Source organism: Mycolicibacterium lacusdiani (genome assembly GCF_021916785.1).
Lineage (GTDB): Bacteria > Actinomycetota > Actinomycetes > Mycobacteriales > Mycobacteriaceae > Mycobacterium > Mycobacterium lacusdiani.
On the sequence record NZ_JAKCFC010000003.1, the window covers coordinates 428,660 to 451,935 of the forward strand.

A 23,276-nucleotide genomic window follows, 5' to 3' on the forward strand; every position below is an offset into this window, starting at 1 on the left:
GCCGAACTGGAGAGTCACGTCGCCGTCGCGGCCTATCAGCGACGCTACGCTCCAGTTCGGCGGAGGGTGGGGTCGCGATCGGCGATGACGAACGACGCGCCGGTCGCGATCGGTGCACCGGGCCGCGAGACGTAGGGCATCGTGCGGAAGTCGGCTTGGATCGCGTCGGTCGTGATCCGGGTGCGCACGTAGCCGCGGCGGTTCGAGAAGTACCGGATGTGTGGGTTCTCGGGTAGCACCGCCTCGACGTCGGGCCGGGTGTCCGAGCCGTCGCCGCCGGAGGTGATCGAGCTGGTCACCAATTCCGTTGCCACCATTCGCGACGACGGCTCACCAGCCCGCTCGCGGATCTCGGCGGCCCAGTGCGCGTGGACGTCACCGGTGAGCACGACGGCGTTGCGCACCGGCGAGTCGACGATGCCCGCGACGATGCGATCCCGGTTGCCGGTGTAGCCGTCCCATGCGTCCGGGTTGTAGCCGCGGCCCGCCCCTGCCACCAGGTCGACCTCGCCGAAGAACACTTGCTGCCCCAGGACGTCCCACCGCGCCCGCGACCGAGCGAAGCCGTCGAGGAGCCAGCGTTCCTGCTCGATGCCGGTCAACGTGGCTGCGGGCGAATGCCGTTCGGGGCAGTCGGATCCGTAGACGTCACCGCAGGGCTGATCCGTGCGGTACTGCCTCGTGTCGAGCATGTGGATCGACGCCAGCGCTCCCCAATCGACCCGCCGGTGCAGCGCCATGTCGATGCCACGGGGCCGCGCCGACGGTCGCAGCGGCATGTTCTCGTAGTAGGCCCGAAGGGCCGCCGCTCGGCGGCCGAGGAAACCGGGATCCGGCTCGTCGGGCACCTCGTCGGCCCAGTTGTTGGCGACCTCGTGATCGTCGAACACCACCAGCCACGGCGCGGCGGCGTGTGCCGCCTGCAGGTCCGGGTCCGTCTTGTACTGGGCGTAGCGCTGCCGGTAGTCGGCCAGCGTCACCGTCTCGGGTCCGACGTGGTCGCGCACCCCGTCGGCGCTGCGGCCCGCCGCGTACTCGTACTGGTAGTCGCCGAGGTGCAGGACGAGGTCCGGCTGCTCGTCGGCGAGGTGGCGGTACGCCGTGAACCAGCCCTGCTCGTAGTGCGAGCACGACGCGAAGCACATCGTGAACGGCTGCAGCGAGCCCGGTTCCGGAGAGGTGCGGGTGCGCCCGGCCGGAGACACGTGCCCCGACGTGCGGAACCGGTAGAAGTACTCGGCGCCCGGCCGCAGCCCGCGCAACTCGACGTGCACGCTGTGCGCCGACTCGGGCACGGCCGTCGTCACACCGCGTCGAACCACTGCAGTGAACGACTCGTCGGTCGCCACCTCCCATTCGACGTCGGCCGCGCGGGCGGGCATGCCGCCGAAACCGTCGTCGGCCAACGGGTTCGGCGCCAACCGCGTCCACAACACCACGCCGTCGGCCGCGGGCTCGCCAGACGCCACGCCCAGGGTGAACGGGTCGGCCGCCAAGGGTCCGGCTCGCCGGTGATCGGTGAACCCGACGACGGGCAGTGCGGCGAGCACGAAACCCGCCTTGAGCACGCTGCGCCGACTCGGCGTGATGGGCACGGCGCAGTGTCTGCCGGGCGACTGTCGCAGCGGTTACGCGCAGGCGTACGGCGTCCACCCACGGTCTTACGATCACGGCACACGTGCCCCACCAGCGGCGTCGAGGGTTGACACTTCGGCGCCAAAACGTCTCGCTACACTCGGCAGCGCGAAGGGTGGTGCTCAATGGCGACGACGACGTCACCGCAGGTAGGCAAGGCAGCCAATGCGCTCTGGTATGCGCTTGCGGCGCTGGCAGTGATCGCGCTGGCCGGGTTCATCGTGCTGGCCGTGTTGATCGTCAAGGGCAACGGCGTCGACCGCATCCCCGCGCAGCCGACTACGCCGTCACCGACACTGCAGCAACCGCCTCCGCCGATGGGGCCGGGAATGGCACCACCGGCAGGCGCGCCCGCACCCGGCGCGGTCCCCGCACCCGGCCAGGCTCCTGCGCCCGGGCCCGCGCCGAGGCAGTCGGCCCCGGCACCGCGGACCCCCGCATCGGCCCCACCGGGCTGACGCTGGAGGATTTGCTAACTTTTGACGTCCGCGTCTGTTTTTCCGGTCTATGCTGGGCCGCGGGGAAAACATCGCTCGACGTCTGGGGGGACTGTCATGTTGTCCACGCTGTTCACGCACACCACCACCATGGTCGCCGACCGCCTCCGATCGCACTCCGCGGTCATGACGCAGCAGGACGACGATGGAGCTTGCCCGATCTGCGATCACCCGTTCCGGTACATGCGGCACGCGTGCATCGGTCCCGTCGTCATGGACCTCCGGTAAACCGCCTCGGTCTCGACGGCGTCTTCTACCGGATGCCGGCGCACGACCTATTCCAACTCGGGTCGGCGCTGCGCACCGTCGAATGCGCCCAGTCGGTCGACGACCTGGCGGAGGCCGTCGACCCGGTGTCCGCCCCACTCGGCAGGTGGCTGCGCGAGCAGTCCGCCGAGCCGCCGGTAGTCGCAGCTGCTCTCTCGGCCATCGTCGGTGTGCTGCTGACGATCTGGATCCTGTCCGAGGAACCCGCGACACCAGAACGGCTCGACGACGTCATCGACAAGGCCCTCGCCGGACGGTTGAACGAGATGCCCATACCGCGGCGCGGTGCGTGCTTCTGCGGAAGCGGCAAGAAGTACAAGAGCTGCCACGGGCGCGGGTAGGGCTCAGCACTCCACGACGTTGACGGCAACGGCCAGTCCGCCCGCCGACGTCTCCTTGTACTTCGAACTCATGTCCCGACCGGTGGCCCGCATGGTCTCGATCACCTGGTCGAGGCTCACCCGGTGGGTTCCGTCGCCGCGCATCGCCATCCGCGCCGCATTGATGGCCTTGCCCGCCGAGATCGCGTTGCGTTCGATGCACGGGATCTGCACCAGCCCGGCGATCGGATCGCACGTGAGACCAAGGCTGTGTTCCATGGCGATCTCCGCGGCGTTCTCGACCTGAAGTGGTGTGCCACCAAGGATTTCGGTGAGGCCACCTGCCGCCATCGAGGCCGCGGAACCCACCTCGCCCTGACACCCGACCTCCGCGCCGGAGATCGATGCGAGCTCCTTGTACAGCGACCCGATCGCGCCCGCGGTCAGCAGGAAGCGCACTGCGGTGTCGTCGGGGTCGGCCCGCCCCGCCGGGCAGTAGTTCACGGCATAGTGCAGGACCGCAGGGATGATGCCCGCCGCACCGTTGGTGGGCGCCGTGACGACGCGTCCGCCCGCGGCGTTCTCCTCGTTGACCGCGAGTGCGACCAGGTTCACCCAATCCTCGGCGAACACGGGGTCGCGATCCGGATCCTCGGCCGCCAGCCGTTCGTGCCAGGCTCGCGCCCGTCGGCGGACCCGGAGCCCGCCGGGCAGGTAGCCGTCCTGGGCGATGCCGCGCTCGAAGCACTGCGCCATGACGTCGCGGATGTGCAGCAGGCGCGCGCGCACCTCGGGCATCGGTCGCAGGGCCTGCTCGTGCTCGGCCATGACCGAGCAGATCGACGTGTCGCGGCGGGCCGCCAGGTCGAGGAGTTCGCGCGCGGATCCGAAGACGACGCCCTTGGCCTGCCCCGGGTCGGGGGCGGCCTCGTCCTCGGCGACCACGAACCCGCCGCCGACCGAGAAGTACGTACCGGCGGCGAGCACGTCCGCGTCCTCGCCGTGAGCGGTGAGAGTGATGGCGTTGGGGTGCCGGTCGAGGACGATCTGCGGTGACAGCACGATGTCGGCCTCGCGGAACGGAACCTCGACCTGCCCGCCGAGGCGAACCAGACCCGTCTCGCGCATCCGCTGCAGCCGCGCCGCCATGTCATCGGCATCGATCCGATCGGGATGCAGGCCCTCCAACCCCACCAGCACCGCGGACATCGTGCCGTGGCCTGCGCCGGTGGCCGCGAGCGAGCCGAACAGCTCAACCCGCAGATCACGGACTGCGGCCAGCACGCCGTCGTCGGAGAGACCTTCGACGAAGCGTACGGCAGCGCGCATCGGCCCCACGGTGTGGGAACTCGACGGCCCGATGCCGACGGTGAAGAGATCGAACACGCTGATGGTCACGAGGTACTCCGGTTTCGTCGTGCCCCGGAGGGCATCGAATACGGCACCTCCCCGCTCTGTCCTGGCACCTGAGAGTTTGGGCGCCGCAGCGCCTTTCACCTTCGGTAAGCGACGGCTGCTGTGCGGTCACTGTTCTCCAGAGTCGCCTCGACGCGGCGGTGCTTGGGCCTGAGAGATTCCTGGGGAGGACATTGCTCCTACGGCGCCTCCGGTTGAGGAGGTTCTCCCGCCACGCGTCTACGGCATGTTCAGTTGTCCACCGAGGGTACCGCCGGATGGATCGCGGCGTCGGGCAACGACGATGCCGGAACACGACCGCCGTCCCGGGTGTTGATCATGGGCACAGGCATGACCGAACGAAGGGGGACTGACCGATGAACGTGCAGAAGCTCGCAGCCACGGCGGCGATCTCCGCGGCCATGGGACTGTGTGCGATCGCGGCGGGTGCGCCCGCGCAGGCCGACCCCGACTACTGGGATCCGAAGCCACCGCCGGGGCAGGTCGGCCAATGGCTGGGCGTGCCTCCCGGCCAGATCGGCCACGTCGTGGGCGTCCCGCCCGGCCACTGGGACAAGCCGTGGAAGTGGTTCCGCTAAACCGCTGACTACTTCGGCTTCTTGTTGCCGTTGCCGTTGCCCTTGCCATTCCCGTTGTTGCCGTTGCCGCGCTCCTTCTGCTGCGTAGCCTGCTCGACGACGGGAGCGGACGCGGGGGCTTGCGGCTCGACGACCGGGGCCGGTGCCAGCTGTGTGACGGTCATGGGAGCCGGCGGCGGCGGTGCGGCGGGCGGTGCCGCAGGAGTGCTGATGCTGACCGGCTCGGTGTCGCTCGGCGTCGTCGACGTCGGCGACCGATCGAGGCCGAACACCACGACCAGTGCGGCCATCGAACACAGGACCGCCGACGCCACCGCGACGGCCCGCCCCCTGCCTGCCCTGTCCCCGTCTCCGACGGGACTCGCGGACACGGCCGAGATCGTGTCGGTGGGCGCGTCGAACACCCTGGTGATGGGCCGCGGACTCGGGCCCGTCGACGATGCGGACACCGGCGGCGGACTCACGGGAGCCGCGAACGCCACGGGCCGCGCCGGGGTGAATTGTCGTGCCACTCCCCCCGTGAGCGCGTCCCGCATGTCGTCGGCGTTCGCGAACCGGCGCTGCGGGTCACGCGACATCGCCCGTTCGATCACGGCGGCGAGGTCGGGGTCCACGTCAGGCCGCAGCGTGGACAGGGGCACCGGATCCTCCTCGAGGATCGCCCGGGCCAACGGCATGATCTCGTCCTGCTGGAACGGCTTCTGACCAGTGAGCGACTCGTATCCGACCACGCCCACGGCGTAGAGGTCGTCGGCGACCGACGCCGGCTTGCTCGCGATCCGCTCGGGGCTCATGTAAGCCAACGTGCCGACGATCTGGCCGGTCGTCGTGTGCGCCCCACCGGGGGTCTTCGCGATGCCGAAGTCGGCGAGCTTGACCCCGCCGGACGACGTCAGCAGGACGTTGCCCGGCTTGACGTCGCGATGCAGCATCCCTGCCGCGTGTGCCGCGGACAGCGCGGACAGCACGCTACACAGCGCCTCGCGCACCTCTGCCGAGGACAGCTGACCCAGCGCGATCCGATCGCCCAGCGTCTCGCCGGGCAACCGCTCCATCACGATGAACGGCGACTCGTCGTCGTCGCCGAAATCGAAGATCGAGACGATGTCGGGATGGTTGAGCGCGGCAGCCGAGCGAGCTTCGACGGTGAACCGTTCACGGGTCTCGGGCTGCGAACACAAGCCCGGGTACAGCAGCTTCACCGCGACGGCACGGTCCAGGCGGGTGTCCCAGCCATCACGGACCTCGGCCATCCCCCCGAACCCGAGAATGTCGCGGAGTTCGTAGCGGCCGCCCAACAGGCTGGGACCGTTCATGCGCGGGAGGCTATCCCCGTTGACCCACGCGTAAACGTCGCCACGCGGGCAGATCCGGCCGGTTCTGACGAAATCGTGAACGCGGTCGTCAGTTTTCTCGCGATCCCGAACGATCGCCGATAATCGAGACGAAGCCCCGCCGCTCTCGTATCGCGCTTCTGTCTGAACGCAAGCGCGACGGGGCTTCGCTGGACCTGCCCTTCGATGTGCGTCGACAAGCAGCGCGGCCCACTGGAGCGGTATCCGATATGGCCCGATCGAAACAAACTAATTGGCACATTTGCCGTCATCGCTGACGGACGGAGCCCGTCCGTGGCGGATCGAAGGTGACGATGCAGGTCACCGATCGATCCCCAATGTCCCACGAGGCCCGATCCGGGGATCGCCTGACGGTGTCCACGGACGGGTCGTTCGCCGCGGTGGAGGAGTACTCCGCGAGAGCCGCCCTACTGCACCTGTCCTGATACTCCTCAATGCGGACATCACCCGGAAACGGTCCGTCCGGCAGCGCGAACACGGCGTAGACCTCGGCAGCGTGTGGCTTCGTACAGTCGACCAGCGTCACCGCCGTCGCGGACGGCGAGATGTCCTCGATGCAGTCGCCGGCCCGGAAGTAGGACGCCACCGACCGCCCCTCCCGCTCCGGAGGTGCCGTCGCGGTCGAGCTGGCCTCGTCGGTCGGCAGCTGACCCATGCACCCGGACAGCGCGCCGACCGTCACCACGACACTCGCTGTTACCGCCATCGAGTACCTCACCAGCGCGTCTCCCTCGGACAGCAATCGTTGCCTCCGGCGAGTATGGACGACGGTCTGCGAGGGCGATCCGTTTCGTTCGAAGCGCTCCCCAACCATCTTTGCTCGCGGCAAACGATGTCTGCCGTCGCGATCGAGCGCGCAGGCGTTGTGCCGTTACTGGCAATGCATCATCGACGCAGGTGGCGAGCCATCGTTCTTGCGTCCAAGATCGTTACGCCCTGCCGCGCGACTGCCCGGCCGCTCACGGCTGGGATCGTTTGCGGAAAGCCAGGCCGTCGGGGTTAGACTTCGTCCGACTACAGGGGACGCGGAGAGGCGTGGCGATCCGCGGGGGGACGAAGGGAACGACCATGGGCCGGCACAGCGCGTCGATCATCGCAGCGCACCAACGGGATTCGCGAGCATCGGCGTCGAGTGCCGCATCTTTCGTCGGCCGAGTCGGTGCACTGGCGCTGGCGTTGGGCATCGGAGCGGCGGTGGCCGGTGGCGCGGGCGTGGCCCACGCGGAGGGGCCGGACGCCTCGAGCGGATCGACCGGACAGTCCTCGCCGGACACGTCGACCGGCTCGACGGGGGCGACCGCGGGTACTACGGAGACGTCGCCCGGCACCAGAGCGACCGACACCGACTCGACCGAGACCCCGTCGACCGACGAGACTTCGACGGACGATGAGACTTCGACGGACGACGAGACCGACCCGCCGTCGAACGTCCCGACCATGCAGGTGGGCAACGGCCGCGACGCCGATCGGCCCGCTGTCGACGACGAGCCGAAGACGCTGCCGGAGTTGGTCGCGGAAATCCCGCAGCAGATCGTCTCGGCGGTTCAGCCCAAGGAGCCGGGCGGTTCGGGCTCGAAATCGCCAGCTACTCGGGGCGACACCGAATCCTCGCAGGCGCCCCGGATCGTCGGCACCCACGGGACGGCCCTGAAGGACGTCGTCGACGAGTCCATCACGACGGTGCCCAAGGCCGTCGTCACGACTGTCGTGGCAACGGGTGGCGCGCTGCCCGCCGCAGCACCGGTGTCACCGACGAACAACGTTGCGATCTCCCCGGTTTCGTCGACTCAGGTCAAGCCGGCCCCGGCCAACCCGATCGCGATGGTCGTCGGCCACGTCCTGTCCGCCCTCGGGATCTCACCGACAGCGGGCACCGGTGATGCGCCCGTCGCACCGTTCCCGATCCTGCAGGCGGCACTGCAGCTGGTGCACCGGGAGATCGAACGCTTCATCTGGGGCGTCACCCACATCTTCCCGCAGGGGCCGTCCGTCACGATCCCGACCAACGCGGTGCCGTCGACGGCCGTCGGCGTACCCAGCCCCACCGACGACGTGGCGACGCCGTACGGCGACATCGGCAAGTGGATGCTGGAACCGAACGGGCAGATCGCGGACTACGGCGGACTGCCGTACGGCGGCAGGACCGTCCTCGAGCCGGTCAACGTCATCATCGTCGACCCGACGTCGTCGTCCGCAGCCGAATCCGCCGCGAAGCTCAACTGCGCGATGTTCTGGTCGGGATTCCCCGGGCAGCCCTTCCACAGCACCGGCTTCCGCGGCACGATCGACGACATCCTCTATGGGCAACAGCCCACCGGACCGCTCTTGGGGTTCTCCGACAACTTCTTCCTGTTCCCGAACAACCACGGCCGCATCTTCGGGCCCGACCCGGTGGAGACGGCGCAGGGATACGTCTGGAGTGGCGCGTTCAGCACCGAGGAGTTCGTCATCTACGAGTTCCTGCCCAGGCACGCCTACGTGTCGTCGAACGTGGCCCGCAACGCGCTGGCCATGCGACTAATCGCCAGCGGACAGGCGACCTACGGCGGCATGGTCCCGTTGAACAACGCCTACAACACGGCAACGACGACCACCGGGGATCACGACGGGTACGCCGTCGTCGTCGTACTCAAGTAGGCGCCCCCACGCATAGACGGTCCCGCCGACCCATAGGGAGAAGCGAGCCGGCGAGACCTCGGCCAGGCGGCGCCCGAGGGGTGGGCCACCTCGCCTACGGCCCACGCTACGGAGACCGTCCTGTGAGGACGCTGAGGTGGGACGCCGCTGAGTTCGGGAACGCAATCAGGCCCCCTCGAAAGGGGGCCTGATCTGCGTGGCAGGTACAGGATTCGAACCTGTGTAGGCGTTAGCCGACGGATTTACAGTCCGCTCCCATTGGCCGCTCGGGCAACCTGCCGGTATGCACGCCACCCGACCCGGGTTTGGTGCGACTAGCAGGGTACAACGAGGATGGTCCCAAGACGAAAACGCACCCACCCTCGTGAGGAGGACTCCCATGGCGGATTCAAGCTTCGACGTCGTCAGCAAGGCAGATCGTCAGGAGGTCGACAACGCGCTCAACCAGGCGGCCAAGGAGTTGTCCACCCGGTTCGACTTCCGCGGCACCGACACCACCATCGAATGGCAGGGCGAGGAAGGCATCATCCTCACCTCGTCGACCGAGGAGCGCGTCAAGGCCGCCGTCGACGTGTTCAAGGAGAAGCTGATCCGGCGCGACATCTCCATGAAGGCGTTCGACGCCGGTGACCCGCAGCCGTCGGGCAAGACCTACAAGGTCATCGGCAGCATCAAGCAGGGCATCGACAGCGAGAACGCCAAGAAGATCACCAAGCTCATCCGCGACGAGGGCCCCAAGGGCGTCAAGGCGCAGATCCAGGGCGAGGAGATCCGCGTCAGCTCGAAGAAGCGCGACGACCTGCAGGCCGTCCAGGCGCTGCTGCGCGGCGCCGACCTCGAGGTCGCGCTGCAGTTCGTGAACTACCGCTAAGCGCCGACGAATGTCGGGTTGAGCCACGGTTCGCGCGCTCGACCGTTGCGGTAATCGACGTTCGGCGGGAAAAGCGACCTCGCGGACGCGGCCCCGCCATACCCTGATCGGCATGGCATCCGATCATCGCGAACCCAACGTCGTCGTGCTCGGCGGCGGCTCCTGGGGTACCACCGTGGCATCCATCTGTGCGCGACGCGGACCGACGCTGCAGTGGGTGCGTTCGGAGGAGACGGCCGCCGACATCAACGAGCGGCACCGCAACGCGAAGTACCTCGGCGACGAGGTCGAGCTGGCCGACACGCTGCGGGCCACCACGGACTTCAGCGAAGCCGCGAACTGTGCCGACGTCGTCGTGATGGGCGTGCCGTCGCACGGGTTCCGCGGCGTCCTCGAGGAGCTCGCCAAGGAGCTGCGGCCGTGGGTCCCCGTGGTGTCGCTGGTGAAGGGCCTCGAGCAGGGGACGAATCTGCGCATGAGCCAGGTCGTCGACGAGGTGCTACCCGGCCACCCGGCGGGCATCCTGGCGGGCCCCAACATCGCGCGTGAGGTCGCCGACGGCTACGCCGCCGCGGCGGTGCTGGCGATGCCGGATCAGCACATGGCGGCGAATCTGGGACAGCTGTTCCGCACCAAGCGATTTCGCACCTATACCACTGACGACGTGGTGGGCGTCGAGATCGCGGGGGCGCTGAAGAACGTCTACGCCATCGCCGTGGGCATGGGTTACTCGCTGGGCATCGGGGAGAACACCCGCGCCATGGTGATGGCCCGCGCGGTCCGGGAGATGTCGAAGCTCGGTGAAGCCATGGGCGGGCACCGGGACACCTTCGCGGGCCTGGCCGGCATCGGCGATCTGATCGTCACCTGCACCAGCCAGCGCAGCCGCAACCGGCACGTCGGCGAGCAGCTCGGACAGGGCAAGTCGATCGAGGAGATCATCTCCGCGATGAACCAGGTGGCCGAAGGCGTCAAGGCCGCCAGCGTCGTCATGGAGTTCGCCGAGAAGTACGGCATTCCCATGCCGATCGCGCGCGAGGTCGACGGCGTGGTCAATCACGGCTCGACGGTCGAAGAGGCCTACCGCGGCCTCATGGTCGAAAAGCCCGGCCACGAAGTACACGGCTCGGGGTTCTAGTTGTATCCATCCACCGCCACCGTCGCCGAACCCACGAGATGACCTAGGTCATGACCGGGGGGTCGATGAGGGGGCGCACGGCGGAGCGCACGAAGATCTCGGCGTTGCTGACGGCTGCAGCGACCGGCCCAGCTGCACTCGTCATCGAGGGCGACGCCGGCATCGGCAAGACCATGGTGTGGTCGTCCGCCGTCGACGAGGCCTACGACCGCGGCTTCACCGTGATCACGGCACGCGTCGGCGAGGCCGAGACGGTCATGGCGTATGCCGCGGTCGGTGATCTACTCCGCGACGTCCCGTCGGACGTCATCGATTCCCTGCCGCCAGTGCAGCGACTCGCGGTGGATCGGGTGCTGCTGCGGGCCGACGGCCACGGTCATCTGACGGACCACCGCGTCGTCGGCGCGGCACTGGCCTCGGTGCTCAACGATCTCGTTAGGCGTGCACCCGTGCTGATGGCCATCGACGACGTGCAGTGGCTCGATCCGTCGAGCCGAGTCGTCGTCGCCTACGCCGCACGGCGGGCCCGCGGGCGAATCGGGATCCTCATCAGCGAGCGGTGCGATCCGGACAGGGGTAGAGCCCGAACTTGGCTGAGAGTGGGCGGACTCAGCGATGACGTCGACAGCACTCGGTTGACTCCGCTTGCCCCCGGCGACCTGGAGTCCATCCTCACGACGAGAGTTGGCCGCCCGCTGTCGCGACCGGTGCTGATTCGCATCACTCGGCTCGCCTGTGGCAACCCCTTCTACGCATTGGAATTGGCCCGGGCGATGGAGGGTCAGCCGCTGCACCCCGAACCGGATCTACCCGAGACACTCGCCGAGCTGGTACGACTACGCCTTGGGCGCATCGACGGCGACGTGCGTCGACTGCTCCTCGCGGTCGCAAGTGTCACCCACCCGACGGTGGACCTGCTGGCTCGAGTCGTAGGCGCCTCCCCTGACACGGTCGTCGACCTCCTCGCGGACGTGGAAACCGACGGAATCATCACCATCAACGGCAACCGGGTGGCATTCACCCACCCCCTGCTGGCTCGCGGCGTCTACACCGACGCATCCGCCGCCGCGCGCCGAACCATGCACCGTGCACTGGCGGAGATCGAGGCAGCGCCCGAAGTCAGTGCCCGTCACCTCGCCCTGGCGACCGCGAGCTTCGACGAGACCACGCTGGCCGCACTCGACGCCGCCGCCGACGCCGCACGATCCCGCGGCGCGCCCGCAGCCGCAGCCGAACTCCTCGACCTCGCCATCGGTCTCGGTGGCGACAAGCCGTCGCGGCGAGTACGGGCAGCGGGCGACCACTTCCAGGCCGGAAACACCGACCACGCCGAGGGCCTTCTCGCCCCCATCCTCGACATTCTGCGCCCGGGCATGCTGCGCGCCATCGCCCTGAACCTGATGGCGGCAATCCGCATGTACGAGAACAACTTCAAGCAGGCGAACGATCTGCTCGCCCAAGCCGTCGAAGATTCACGCGATGTACCACCGCTCCTCGTGACCACCCTGATGAATTCGTCCTTCACCCAGGTCATGGGGTCGTTCGCGAGCGGCACCCCACCGCAGGGCATGCTGACCGAGTCGCTGAACAGTGCGCAACAGGCTGTCACGGTCGCCACCGAGGCCGGCATACCGGAACTCGTCGCCCAGGCGACCAGTTTGTGGGTGCATGCCAAGTTCAGCTTCGGCCACGGCGCCGACTTCGATGCCATCACCCGCGCGGTACACCTCGAGAGTGCCGACACCGACGTCCCGATCCCGTTCAACGCCAGTGCAATCGAGGCATTGATGTACGCGTTCACCGGAGGTCTGGACGTGGCTCGGGCCAAGATGCTGGACCTGCGTGATCGCTGCATCGAACGTGGCGCAGACCGCAACCTCATGGGCGTATCCGGGTACAGCGCCCTCATCGAGATGTGGGCGGGGAACTACCTCGAGGCGCAGCGCTTCGCCGACGAGTCCGTCGAGCGAGCTCAGCAGCTCGGCAGCGGGCACGTCGACGTCATCGCCCTCTCGATCCGGTCGGCAGTGCACGCTCACGCGGGACACGCGCGCGAGGCCAGGGCCGACGCCCAAGCTGCACTCGCCGCCGCCAGTATCTGTGACGCGCCGCGGACTGCCGAGTGGCCGCTCATGTCACTGGCCTTCCTAGAGGTATCGCAAGGCAAGTACGCCGACGCGCTGGACACCCTGCGACCGATGCTCGACCGGTTCGACTACGTACCCGGCTGCGAGATCATGAGCCACTGGTACGTACCGAATGCGGCGGAAGCCATGATCGGGCTCGACCGCTTCGACGAAGCCGCTCCGTTGATCGAGACGCTCGAGAACAACGGCGCCCGGCTCGGCCGGTCATGGAACATCGCCGCTGGAGCGCGGTGCCGCGCGATGCTTCTGGCCGCCAGAGGTGACGTCGAGAGTGCGATCGCCGTCGCGCACGACGCCATGGCAGAGCACGAACGCCTCGCGATGCCCTTCGAGCGGGCGCGCACGGAACTCCTCCTGGGAAAGCTACAACGACGGCGCCGGCAAAAAGACGCGGCAGCAATGACACTGACCCGCGCGCTGAACGAATTCGAGCGCATCGGCGCGCCACTATGGGCCAACCAGGTGCGGGTCGAACTCGCTCGCACCAAGGTGCATCCCGCTCGTGCCAACGAACTCACGCCGTCGGAGCAGCGCGTCGCCGAGCTGGCCGCAGCCGGAATGTCCAACCGCGACATCGCAGCAGCACTGTTCATCGGAACGAAGACCGTAGAACACAACCTCACCCGGATCTACCGGAAGTTCGGCGTCCGGTCGCGCGTCGAACTCGCGCGTCGCATGCCCCCTGCGCCGCACGTCGACGCCGCCAACTGAAACGGATGTGCCATGTCGTCGAAGAAGTCAAAGAAGTCGAAGAAGAAGACCAAGGCGAAGCGGGCGGAGAATGCCGATGCTCGGGTACCGGACCAACCGTTGCCGCAGGCCCTGGGACCGGTGTTCGCCAATCCCCCTGCAGACCGCCCGCTGCCTTGGCTCAGTAGGCCGACCGACGTCCAATCGGTCATCCGTCAGGTCGACGACATCGTCGACTGGTCGATCGAGATCCCGAACGGCATTGGGTATTTCGCGACCATGCAGAAGCGGATCGCCATTGCGGTGGAGCTGGCGATCGAGGGCGGCGAATTCGACGACGCCGACCGGATGCGCGAACTCACGTTGATCTTCGTCGGGCGCTACTTCGACGCGCTCAACGCGTACTTCCATCCGGAGCCCTACCAGCGGCCAACCAAGGTGTGGCAGTGGGCATTCGACGGCGTCTCCTACGACGAGCCCATCATCGTGCAGCACCTGCTCACCGGAATTTGTGCGCACATCATGCACGACCTGGGCATTGCCGCCGCTCGGGTTGGCGGGAACGCCCTGCCCGACCTCGAACACGACTTCGACTACGTGAACGTCATCCTGGCCAGCCAGGTGAAACCCGTTCTGGCTGCGCTCACAGAACTATCGCCCGTGCTCGGCTGGCTGCTGTCCAGGGTGGCGGTCGACTCGATCGTGGCGGAGTGGATCGTCAAGTTCCGCGATCTCGCGTGGGCGTGGGCGGGGCTTCTCGTCGAGAAACCCGACCAGCATAGGGATCTCGCGGACATTCAAGACGCCTGGGCCAGTGTCATGAGCGTCTTCTTCCTCAATCCCACGATCGGGCCGATGCCGTCCGTCGTGCGATGCATCGCCCGGTCGGAGAGTCGCGACATCGCGCGCAACGTCCGGCGGTTCGACGATGCAGCCCAGACCCCGGTGCCAGCCGACCCCGTGTTCGTGCAGGCCCTGATGCGCTAACGACGCCGGTGCCTCAGCCGGGCAGCACCGCGTCGACCGCACGCAGACCCCTTGCCACGAACCACGACAACGGGTTCGTGCCCTCCACCCTTCCGGACGCGTCGGTGGCGAACGCCGGCCTCTTGGGCCTTCTGCGGCCCGAGCGCCACAGCACCTCGTCGACGTATCGAAGCGGTCGAAGCAACGCGGGCTCCACGAGCCGGAACGTCGGGCAACGATCCGTCGCGGGACGCCCCTCCTTGGCGAGGATGCCGTTGACCGCGTTGCGGGCGGCCTCGTTGGCGCCCTCCATGGTTGCGAGATCGGTGTTCCCCCGGACGAAGTCGGATGCCAGGAAGAAGTTGGGAATTCGAGTCGTCGCATCAGGCCGGTATCGCCATGAGCGCTTCGTGTTGATCAGCAGCGGCTCGTCGTTGGCGAGCTTGCCCGGGTCGCGGAAATCGATTGCGGGATCGAGGAAACGCGACAGCAGGTGCTTCTCCTCGAGTTCACCGTGGTCGAGGTGATCGAGCAGTTGCTCCCACACCTCGTCGAGGATCTCCTCTTCGGTGCACTGGCGGGCAGGCTTGCCGAGTCGCTTACTGCAGGTGTCCCAGTCCGAGATGTCCACCGACAGCACGTCGCGCACCCGTCCGTCGCCCCGGTCCGCGAGTGGGAAGTCGCGCCAGAACTGGCCCTGGGCGATCGACGTCAGTGCCCATTCCGAGTCGATGTAGATGGCATGCCCGGGAGGGAAGGCGGTCAGCGGCACGTCGAAGTAGTACATGGCGCCCGTCATCCACCGCGTGGTGAGCCGGTGCAGGTATCCGAGACGGGGCTCGGCTGCGCGGAGCTGCGTGGTGAGCAGGCGAACCAGTTTCTCCACCGGCACCGCAGCGACGTAGTAGTCCGCGGTCACCGTCCCCGGGATGCCCTCGACGGTGACACCGGTGATGTCTCTGCCGTCGCATTGGATCGCGGTGACGGGGTGTCCGCATCGGAACGTCACCGCGGCCCGCCATGGCTGCTCCGCCGGCGGCGTCGCTAAGTACCGCACCCAGGGGTCGATCCACACCTCGCTCGTCGGGCCGTCGAGCACTCGATCGACCTTCCCATCGACCTGTGCCTGGTCCTGCACCAGCTGCGTCAGAATCGCTGCGCCCGTTCGGGCCGACATCTCCTCGGCGCGCGCCGCGACGAGCGACCGCGTCATGCCCTTGGCCAGAAACTTCTGGAACTGTGCGGATCGGTGGTCGGCGTCGAGGAAGTCCCACCAGCTCTGTCGCTCGAATTCTGCGAGTCGACGCTCGTCGCACGAGGTGAGGAACGCGAGAACACGTTCGACGAAGGCTGCGTACTCCGCGAGCGGGATCGCCAGGTCGAACGCAATCATCCGGAAGAACCTGATCATCTTCACGACGTCGCCGGGGCTCGACGGGAACTTCAGCGGCGCGAGGATCTCATTCGACGAACCGTGCGATTGGGCCAGCAACATCTCGGTGGCTTGGGTCAGGTTGTCCTTCACGCAGCCGCTGGCGTACGGAATCTCTTCCATCGTCGCATCGAGATGTCGGTAGAAACCCGGGAAGAACCGAAACCCGTGTTCACCGGGCAGGTCCGCTCTGCCGTCCATACCGGTGTTGGGGACTGGCATCGACCGTGCCTTGCCGCCCAACTCCTTGCGCGCTTCGTAGACGGTGACGTCGAATCCACGCTTGGCGAGTTCATGGGCAGCACTGAGCCCCCCGATTCCACCCCCAAGCACCGCAACGGATGCCATCGCACGATGGTAGGCGTCAGCCCTAGTTGAAGTAGGGGTTCGTTCCCTCGGGGCGATCCAGCAGCGGGTTTGTCGCGTTGAGGATGAAGCTGCCCGCCGGGCTCAGCACGAAGCCGGCCTGATCGAAGTTGTTCTGGCACGTCGTGACCACGCCGTCGAAGCCGCACGTCACGTTGCGGAAGCTGATGCGCGAGCCTGCGGGCATCGGCTTGGCGTCGGCGGCGAGACCGTCGTAGATCGGCGCCGCGGCGTTCGAGAAGCCCGGCGCACCGATCTGTCCGCCGCTGACGACGTTGGCCGCATTTGGAGCCGCGGGCAGTGCGCCGCTGCAGCCGTAGCCGCCGGTGGTCCGGTTCAGCACGCACGTGACGCCGTCGGCGACCCGGAACGAGTAGAAGCTGCCGTCCATCGCCGCGAACTCCGAGGGCTTCACTGGCGTCAGCACGTTGACGTTGGGCGGTGGGGGTGGCGGCGCCGGTTGCGGCTCGGCGTTTGCCACGGTGGACATGCCCAACGCTGCTGCCCCCGCAGCAACCAGGCCGATCAGTGTTCTGCTCAGCACGCGATCAGAGTAGAGCAGGCGTTGGATGGGCGCTCGGTTACCTCGGGAAGGGGTCGTCACACCAAGATCATCGGCGACGGGCCTCGGTTCGTTAGCCGGCGAGCGTGCGCGAACTCGGGTTCTGACGCGGCGTGTCGGCCGCAGACACGCACGCTCGCGGGAGGTCGGGAGATCAGTAGTAACCCGGGGGGCGGCCGGCCATCTGCTCGAGGCGGGCGATGCGGTCGGCCATTGGCGGGTGGGTGGCGAAGAGCTTGCCGATCTTCTCGCCCGAGCGGAACGGGTTGGCGATCATCAGGTGCGCCTGGTCGGCCAGTTGCGGCTCGGGCGGCAACGGGGCCGCCTCGACGCCGCGGCTGATCTTGCGCAGTGCGTTGGCCAGGGCCAGCGGGTCGCCGGTCAGCTCGGCGCCGGACTGGTCGGCCTGGTACTCCCGCTGCCGCGAGACCGCCAGCCGGATCACGGTCGCCGCGATCGGGCCGAGCAGCGAAACCAGCAGGATCGCAAAGGGATTGGTGCCACCGTCGCGGTTCCCGCCGAACATGCTCGCGAAGAACGCGAGGTTGGCCAGCGCGGTGATCACCGAGGCCATCGCGCCCGCCACGCACGAGATCAGGATGTCGCGGTTGTAGACGTGCGACAGCTCGTGGCCGAGCACCGCGCGCAGCTCACGCTCGTCGAGGATCCGCAGGATGCCGGTCGTGCAGCACACCGCGGCGTTGCGCGGGTTGCGCCCCGTCGCGAACGCGTTGGGCGCATCGGTGTCGCTGATGTACAGCCGCGGCATCGGCTGATGCGCGGCGTTCGCCAGCTCGCGCACGATCCGGTACATCGCAGGCGCCTGCAGCTCGGTGACGGGCTGGGCGTGCATCGCCTTGAGCGCCATCTTGTCGCTGTTGAAGTAGACGTAGGCGTTCATGCCGACGGCAAACAGCACGGCCAGGAACATCACGTTCCTGCCGAACAGGGCTCCGACGAACACGATCAGACCTGAGAAGCCGACCAGCAGCAGAAAGGTCTTGAATCGGTTCGCGTGCGGATGCCAGGTCATCGGCGGGCCAACCTCCTTGAACGTTGAACTCGAAGAACGTAGAACTCGAAGTCTTCCGATGATCAAACGCCTGAGGGCGTGTCGCGGTTCCTAACCGTCAGCCGTGCCGGTTGACGGTGTACTCGACCAGACCCGCCAACGCGTCCCGGCCGGGGCCGGCAGGCAATTTGGCCAGCTCGCTGCGAGCGTCGGCGGCGTACTGCGCCACGGTCGCCTTGGCCTCGACGATGCCGCGTGACGAACGCAACAGCGCGAGCGCCTCGGCCAGGTCCGCGTCGTCCTCCACCGGACCAGAGAGCAGCGTCCGCAGCCGCTCGGCGTCCGGACCGGTCTCACGCAGCGCGTAGAGCACGGGCAGCGTGTGCACGCCCTCTCGCAGGTCGGTCCCTGGCACCTTGCCGGATTCGTCGGGATCGCTGTCGATGTCGATGACGTCGTCGGAGATCTGGAACGCGGTGCCGACGATGCCGCCGATGCGCGACAACCGTTCGATCTGCTCGTCGTCGGCGCCGGAGAACGTCGCGCCAAACCGGCCGGACGCCGCGATCAGACATGCGGTCTTCTCGTACACCACCTTGAGGTAGTGCTCGACGGAGTCGGTGTTCTCGGGCACGCCCCGGGTCTCGCGCATCTGGCCGGTCACCAGCTCGGCGAAGGTGTCGGCAATGATCCGCACCGCCTCCGGGCCGAGCCGCGACACCAGCCGCGACGCCGTCGCGAACAGGTAGTCACCGGCCAGGATCGCGATGTTGTTGCCCCACCGCGCATTGGCGCTGTCGGCGCCGCGGCGCACCTGGGCCTCGTCCATGACGTCGTCGTGATAGAGCGTCGCGAGGTGCACCAGCTCGATCACCGCACCGGCAACGGTCACCTGCCACGCGTCCGGTTCCGGACCGAGTTGCGCCGACAGGACGGTGAACAGCGGACGGAACCGCTTGCCGCCCGCCTTGAACAGGTGCTGAACGGCCTCGGCCATCAGCTCGTCGGACTTGCCCAGCTCGGTGGCCATCAGATCTTCGACGCGCGCCACCCCGTCGCGCACACGCGCGGCGAAATCAGCATCGCCGAAGTCCACGCCCGCGACCACGGTCGCCGGTGTCTTCATGGGTCCAACATACTGGGGAGTGTGGCGGCTACGGCGGGCAGGAGCGAAGCGACCCGGGGTGTGATTGCGGCGGGCAGGAGCGAAGCGACCCGGGGTGTGATTGCGGCGGGCAGGAGCGAAGCGACCCGGGGTGTGATTCGGCATGACGTGGTCGTGATCGGGGCCGGGCCCGCCGGTTCGGCTGCCGCTGCCTGGGCGGCGCGCGGCGGTCGCGACGTCCTCGTGATCGACTCCGCGGAATTCCCCCGCGACAAGGCGTGCGGCGACGGGCTCACCCCGCGGGCGGTTGCCGAACTGAAGTTGCTCGGCCTCGGCGAGTGGCTCGACGGCAGGGTCACCCACCGTGGCCTGCGGATGGCGGGCTTCGGCGCCGACGTCGAGATCGAGTGGCCGGGCCCCTCGTTTCCGCCGACCAGCAGTGCGGTGCCCCGAACCGAACTCGACGACCGCATTCGGTCGGTCGCCGCAGACGACGGCGCCAAGATGCTCCTGAGCACCAAAGCCGTTGACGTCAGGCATGATTCGACGGGCCGCGTCACGTCGGTGATCCTCGACTCGGGCGACGAGATCGGGTGCGCGGAGTTGATCGTCGCCGATGGTGCCCGCTCGACGTTGGGCCGCAAGCTCGGTCGCGCCTGGCACCAGGAGACCGTCTACGGCGTGGCGATCCGCGGGTACATCGCGACGCCGCGCGCAAGCGAGCCGTGGATCACCTCGCACTTGGAGCTGCGCTCCCCCGCGGGCGACGTCCTGCCCGGTTACGGCTGGATCTTCCCGCTCGGCAACGGCGAGGTGAACATCGGCGTCGGCGCGCTCGCGACCACCAAGCGTCCGGCCGATGCCGCACTCCGGCCGCTGATGTCGTACTACACGCAGCAACGCCGCGACGAGTGGGGCTTCGAGGGTGAACCGCGGGCCGGCCTCTCCGCGCTGCTGCCGATGGGCGGCGCCGTCTCGGGTGTCGCCGGCCCCAACTGGGTGCTGATCGGCGACGCCGCGGCATGCGTGAACCCGCTCAACGGCGAGGGCATCGACTACGGCCTGGAGACCGGGCGGCTGGCCGCCGAGATGCTCGGGTCGGGAGACTTCACCGACGCCTGGCCCGCCGAACTGCGGCGGCACTACGCCCAGGGCTTCTCGGTCGCCCGCCGGCTGGCGCTGCTGCTGACGATCCCCCGGTTCCTGCCGTCAGCGGGGCCGTTCGCGATGCGGTCGACGTTCCTCATGGGCGTCGCAGTGCGGGTGATGGGCAATCTCGTCACCGACGAGGACGACGACTGGATCGCCAAGTTGTGGCGACGTGCGGGCAGTGGTTCGGCCCGACTCGACAACCGACCGCCATTCAGTTGATCGAGCAAATGACGTGAAGTGCCTTCGCGACGCGGCCCAACGAAATACGCGCTGTTGAACGTGGTTTCCAACGAAGTCGCGCGTTTGAACGAGCTAAAAGTCGGCTATCCGAATCGGGTGGTGGAGCGACCGGCCGAGTCGCAAGCCGTCGCCGAGTTTCTGAGGTCCGCCGAGACCCACCCGTCGGTGCTGGTGATCGAGGGCGAACCGGGTATCGGGAAGACGACGCTGTGGCGGGCGGCGACGAGGATGGCATCGGAGCGCGGGTTCCGGGTGTTCGGCGCGCGCGCCGATCAGGCGGGCGGTGCCTATGCGGCCGTCGCCGATCTGCTCGCGGGGGTCGAACCCGGTCTGTTCGAATCCCTGCCCGCCGTTCAGCGCATTGCGCTGGACCGGGTCGGCCACCGCGTCGACGACCGTCGGGACGACCCCCCGACCGACGAGAGGGTCGTCGCGTCCGCATTCCTCTCGATTGCCGACCAGCTGACGCCGTCGTCGCCCGTGCTCGTCGCGATCGACGACGCGCAGTGGCTCGACCCCTCGTCCCGTGCCGTGGTCGCGTTCGCCGTACGTCGGCTCCGGGGCCGGATCGGCATCTTGGTCGCCGAACGCACGGACACCACCGCCGGCCGAGGCGCCGACTGGCTTCGGGTCGCCAGCCTGCTCGGAGTGCAGCGGATCCGGATGAGCCCACTCGAGACGACCGGACTGCGGGCGGTCCTGACCGCGAACCTCGGCCGAACCTTCTCCCGCACGGCGATGACCCGCATTGCCGAACTGTCCGGCGGCAATCCGTTCTATGCACTCGAATTGGCCCGAGCGATGGGTGATCGGCCGCTTCCCGACGACGTCGCGCTGCCAGCGTCGCTGGCCGAACTCGTCGGCGACCGTCTCGGCCGCCTCGACCAGGAAAGTCAGCACATGCTGTTCGCGGCCGCGGCGGCCGGAACGCCGACGGTCGACCTGCTGGCCCGAGCCACCGACCGCAGCCCGCACCAGGTGGTCGACCTGCTCGAGGCGGCCGAGACCGAGGGCATCGTCGTGATCGACGGCAACCGCGTCCGATTCACCCATCCCCTGCTGGCGCGCGGCGCCTACGACCTCGGCAGTCCGCAGCACAGGCGCGCCATGCACGCCACCCTGTCGCGGATCGTCGACCACCCCGAACCACGCGCCCGTCACCTGGCACTGGCCGCCACCGCACCCGACCCCGCCACGCTCGGCGCCCTCGACGATGCGGCCGCACGGGCCCGTAGCCGGGGTGCGCCCGCAGCGGCAGCCGAACTGCTGGACCTCGCCGTCACCCTCGACGGCACGGACCCACACCGCCGGATGCGCGCAGCCGATCACCACTTCCGCGCGGGCGACGCCCACCGGGCCCGGGACCTGCTCGCCGGCCTGGTCGACCAACTCCCGACTGGCCCACTGCGCGCCCGGGCGCTCATCCAGCTGGCCCGGGTCTGCGTCTACGACGACTCCTTCGCCGAGGCCGCCCGGCTCGCCGCACGGGCGGTAGCCGAAGGCGATGCCGACGCGGCCACCGCGATGGCGAGCCTGACGCTGCGCGCCTTCACCCAGTTCCACGGCGGCGGCGCAGCCGAGGCACTTGACTCCATTGCCGAGGCGCTGCGCCTGGCCGACCGCGTCGACGATCCGTCGCTGACCAGCCAGGCGCTCGCGATGCGCGTCACGATCGACTTCCACCTCGGCCGCGGCGTCGACCACGCCGCGCTGCGCCGTGCGCTCGAACTCGAAGACCGCGACTCCGACGCCCTGTTCGGGCTGCGTGCCAGCGCGGTCGACGTGTTCGTCCAAGGTTGGATCGGCAACCTGGCACGAGCTGCGGCGGCAGCCGATGACCTGCGTTTGCGCTGTACGGAACGCGGCGCCGAGAACGACCTGATGGCGATGACGGGCCACGCGACCCTGATCGAGATCTGGCGCGGTGACCTCGCCAAGGCGCAGCAACTCTCCGACGACACCATGGCGCGCGCCGAGATGGCGGGCGGCAACCTGATCTGGATCATCGCGCTCACCTTGCGCGCGACCGTCGCCGCCCACACCGGCCGGATCGACCTGGCGCGCAGTGCCGCTCGCGAGGCGGTCACCCTGGCGCAGCGGGCCGGCGCACCGCATCTGGCCTCGTGGCCCACGTTGGCGATGGCGGCGGCCGAGGTGTCGGTGGCCGACTACGAGGCTGCGCTCACCGCCGCGCGCCGGTTGATCGACGGCGCCGCCGACCTCGCCCGTGACGGCGACGTGGTGAGCATGTGGTTCGTTCCCGACGCAGTGGAAGCGCTGATCGCCGTGGGCCGCGCGGACGATGCGCTCCCGCTCGTCGAGGCGCTCGAGGCGAACGGCCGCCGACCGGACCGGCAGCGACTCCTGGCCACCGGCGCACGCTGCCGCGCCATGTGGTTCGCGGCGCACCGTGACCTGCCCAGCGCCGTGCGGTCCGCGCACGAGGCCATGGCGCACCACGACGCCCTGCCCATGCCGTTCGAACGGGCCCGGACCCAGCTCGTGCTGGGCCGACTCCAACGCCGCCAGCGGCAGTCCAGCGCAGCCAGGGACACGCTGACCGAAGCGCTGCGCGAGTTCGAACGGATGGGTGCCGCGGCGTGGGCAGAGCGCACGCGGGCTGCGTTGGCCAACGGCGCGAACTCCGGCCCTGCGAACGTCCTGAGCCCGTCCGAGCAGCGGGTCGCCGAACTCGCCGTCAACGGCATGAGCAACCGGGACCTGGCCCAAGCCCTATCGATCAGTCTCAAGACCGTCGAGGCGAACCTCACGCAGATCTACCGAAAGCTCGGGATCCGGTCGCGTGCGCAGCTCGCTCAGCGAATCGGCCGCCCACCTCGCTGACCGCGTCGATGTGACGTAACCGTAAGGAATGGCCAACGAAGTAACG

At 68.4% G+C, this 23,276-nt stretch carries 19 protein-coding genes, 1 tRNA gene and 1 riboswitch; of the genes, 11 read left to right on the plus strand and 9 right to left on the minus strand.

Going from position 1 to position 23,276, the window contains the following annotated elements:
* Positions 1–44: 44 nt before the first annotated feature.
* Complete coding sequence (locus LOK44_RS11690) at positions 45–1,595, minus strand: alkaline phosphatase D family protein (protein WP_237570135.1); 1,551 nt, start codon at positions 1,593–1,595, stop codon at positions 45–47.
* 165 nt (positions 1,596–1,760) lie between these two features.
* Between LOK44_RS11690 and LOK44_RS11695 the strand changes: the two genes are divergently transcribed.
* The 3 genes from LOK44_RS11695 to LOK44_RS11705 all read left to right on the plus strand — a co-directional run bounded on the left by LOK44_RS11695 (position 1,761) and on the right by LOK44_RS11705 (position 2,740).
* Complete coding sequence (locus LOK44_RS11695; RefSeq protein ID WP_237570136.1) at positions 1,761–2,093, plus strand: hypothetical protein; 333 nt, start codon at positions 1,761–1,763, stop codon at positions 2,091–2,093.
* 96 nt (positions 2,094–2,189) lie between these two features.
* Positions 2,190–2,360 carry a hypothetical protein gene (locus LOK44_RS11700; RefSeq protein WP_237570137.1) on the plus strand — a complete coding sequence of 57 codons (171 nt, stop codon included), beginning with the start codon at positions 2,190–2,192 and terminating at the stop codon, positions 2,358–2,360.
* A 32-nt stretch (positions 2,361–2,392) separates the two neighbouring features.
* A complete protein-coding gene (locus LOK44_RS11705) occupies positions 2,393–2,740 on the plus strand; it encodes an SEC-C domain-containing protein (RefSeq protein WP_237570138.1) in 348 nt (115 codons plus the stop codon).
* Between the two features lie 3 nt (positions 2,741–2,743).
* Here the strand turns inward: LOK44_RS11705 and LOK44_RS11710 are convergent, their stop codons facing one another.
* Positions 2,744–4,117 (minus strand): L-serine ammonia-lyase, encoded by a 1,374-nt coding sequence (locus LOK44_RS11710; protein ID WP_237570139.1) that lies wholly within the window; start codon positions 4,115–4,117, stop codon positions 2,744–2,746.
* Between the two features lie 146 nt (positions 4,118–4,263).
* Positions 4,264–4,356, minus strand: a riboswitch (glycine riboswitch).
* Positions 4,357–4,491: 135 nt separating this feature from the next.
* Between LOK44_RS11710 and LOK44_RS11715 the strand changes: the two genes are divergently transcribed.
* Positions 4,492–4,713, plus strand: a complete 222-nt coding sequence (locus LOK44_RS11715) for a hypothetical protein (RefSeq protein WP_237570140.1) — start codon at positions 4,492–4,494, stop codon at positions 4,711–4,713.
* 8 nt (positions 4,714–4,721) lie between these two features.
* On the opposite strand, the gene LOK44_RS11720 is transcribed toward LOK44_RS11715, so the two are convergent.
* Positions 4,722–6,029: a serine/threonine-protein kinase gene (locus tag LOK44_RS11720; RefSeq protein WP_237570141.1), complete on the minus strand. Its 1,308-nt coding sequence runs from the start codon at positions 6,027–6,029 to the stop codon at positions 4,722–4,724.
* Positions 6,030–6,315: 286 nt separating this feature from the next.
* Positions 6,316–6,774, minus strand: coding sequence for a septum formation family protein (locus LOK44_RS11725; RefSeq protein WP_237570142.1), 459 nt, complete (start codon positions 6,772–6,774; stop codon positions 6,316–6,318).
* Positions 6,775–7,136: 362 nt separating this feature from the next.
* On the opposite strand from LOK44_RS11725, the gene LOK44_RS11730 reads away from it, so the two are divergent.
* Positions 7,137–8,705, plus strand: a complete 1,569-nt coding sequence (locus tag LOK44_RS11730) for a hypothetical protein (RefSeq protein WP_237570143.1) — start codon at positions 7,137–7,139, stop codon at positions 8,703–8,705.
* A gap of 197 nt (positions 8,706–8,902) precedes the next feature.
* On the opposite strand, the gene LOK44_RS11735 is transcribed toward LOK44_RS11730, so the two are convergent.
* Positions 8,903–8,985, minus strand: a tRNA-Tyr gene (locus LOK44_RS11735).
* Between the two features lie 99 nt (positions 8,986–9,084).
* Here LOK44_RS11735 and LOK44_RS11740 point away from each other — a divergent pair.
* The 4 genes from LOK44_RS11740 (at position 9,085) to LOK44_RS11755 (ending at position 14,538) form a co-directional block, all read left to right on the plus strand.
* Positions 9,085–9,576 carry a YajQ family cyclic di-GMP-binding protein gene (locus tag LOK44_RS11740; RefSeq protein ID WP_237570144.1) on the plus strand — a complete coding sequence of 164 codons (492 nt, stop codon included), beginning with the start codon at positions 9,085–9,087 and terminating at the stop codon, positions 9,574–9,576.
* A gap of 112 nt (positions 9,577–9,688) precedes the next feature.
* On the plus strand, positions 9,689–10,714 hold the full coding sequence (locus tag LOK44_RS11745) for an NAD(P)H-dependent glycerol-3-phosphate dehydrogenase (RefSeq protein WP_237570145.1): 1,026 nt from the start codon (positions 9,689–9,691) through the stop codon (positions 10,712–10,714).
* A 65-nt stretch (positions 10,715–10,779) separates the two neighbouring features.
* Entirely contained in the window at positions 10,780–13,572 is a 2,793-nt protein-coding gene (locus LOK44_RS11750; RefSeq protein WP_237570146.1) for a LuxR C-terminal-related transcriptional regulator, read from the plus strand.
* 12 nt (positions 13,573–13,584) lie between these two features.
* Positions 13,585–14,538, plus strand: coding sequence for a DUF5995 family protein (locus LOK44_RS11755; protein WP_237570147.1), 954 nt, complete (start codon positions 13,585–13,587; stop codon positions 14,536–14,538).
* 13 nt (positions 14,539–14,551) lie between these two features.
* Here LOK44_RS11755 and LOK44_RS11760 read toward each other — a convergent pair whose 3' ends face one another.
* The 4 genes from LOK44_RS11760 to grcC1 all read right to left on the minus strand — a co-directional run bounded on the left by LOK44_RS11760 (position 14,552) and on the right by grcC1 (position 19,015).
* Positions 14,552–16,297, minus strand: coding sequence for a hydroxysqualene dehydroxylase (locus tag LOK44_RS11760; protein ID WP_237570148.1), 1,746 nt, complete (start codon positions 16,295–16,297; stop codon positions 14,552–14,554).
* 22 nt (positions 16,298–16,319) lie between these two features.
* Positions 16,320–16,859: a hypothetical protein gene (locus LOK44_RS11765; RefSeq protein ID WP_237570149.1), complete on the minus strand. Its 540-nt coding sequence runs from the start codon at positions 16,857–16,859 to the stop codon at positions 16,320–16,322.
* A gap of 172 nt (positions 16,860–17,031) precedes the next feature.
* Positions 17,032–17,910, minus strand: coding sequence for a zinc metalloprotease HtpX (htpX, locus tag LOK44_RS11770; protein ID WP_237570150.1), 879 nt, complete (start codon positions 17,908–17,910; stop codon positions 17,032–17,034).
* A gap of 97 nt (positions 17,911–18,007) precedes the next feature.
* Entirely contained in the window at positions 18,008–19,015 is a 1,008-nt protein-coding gene (grcC1, locus tag LOK44_RS11775; protein ID WP_237570151.1) for a nonaprenyl/(2E,6E)-farnesyl/geranylgeranyl diphosphat synthase, read from the minus strand.
* 147 nt (positions 19,016–19,162) lie between these two features.
* Here grcC1 and menJ point away from each other — a divergent pair, with 147 nt between their 5' ends.
* Positions 19,163–20,365: a menaquinone reductase MenJ gene (gene menJ / locus LOK44_RS11780; protein ID WP_504928326.1), complete on the plus strand. Its 1,203-nt coding sequence runs from the start codon at positions 19,163–19,165 to the stop codon at positions 20,363–20,365.
* 117 nt (positions 20,366–20,482) lie between these two features.
* A complete protein-coding gene (locus LOK44_RS11785) occupies positions 20,483–23,230 on the plus strand; it encodes an AAA family ATPase (protein WP_237570152.1) in 2,748 nt (915 codons plus the stop codon).
* Positions 23,231–23,276: the final 46 nt, after the last annotated feature.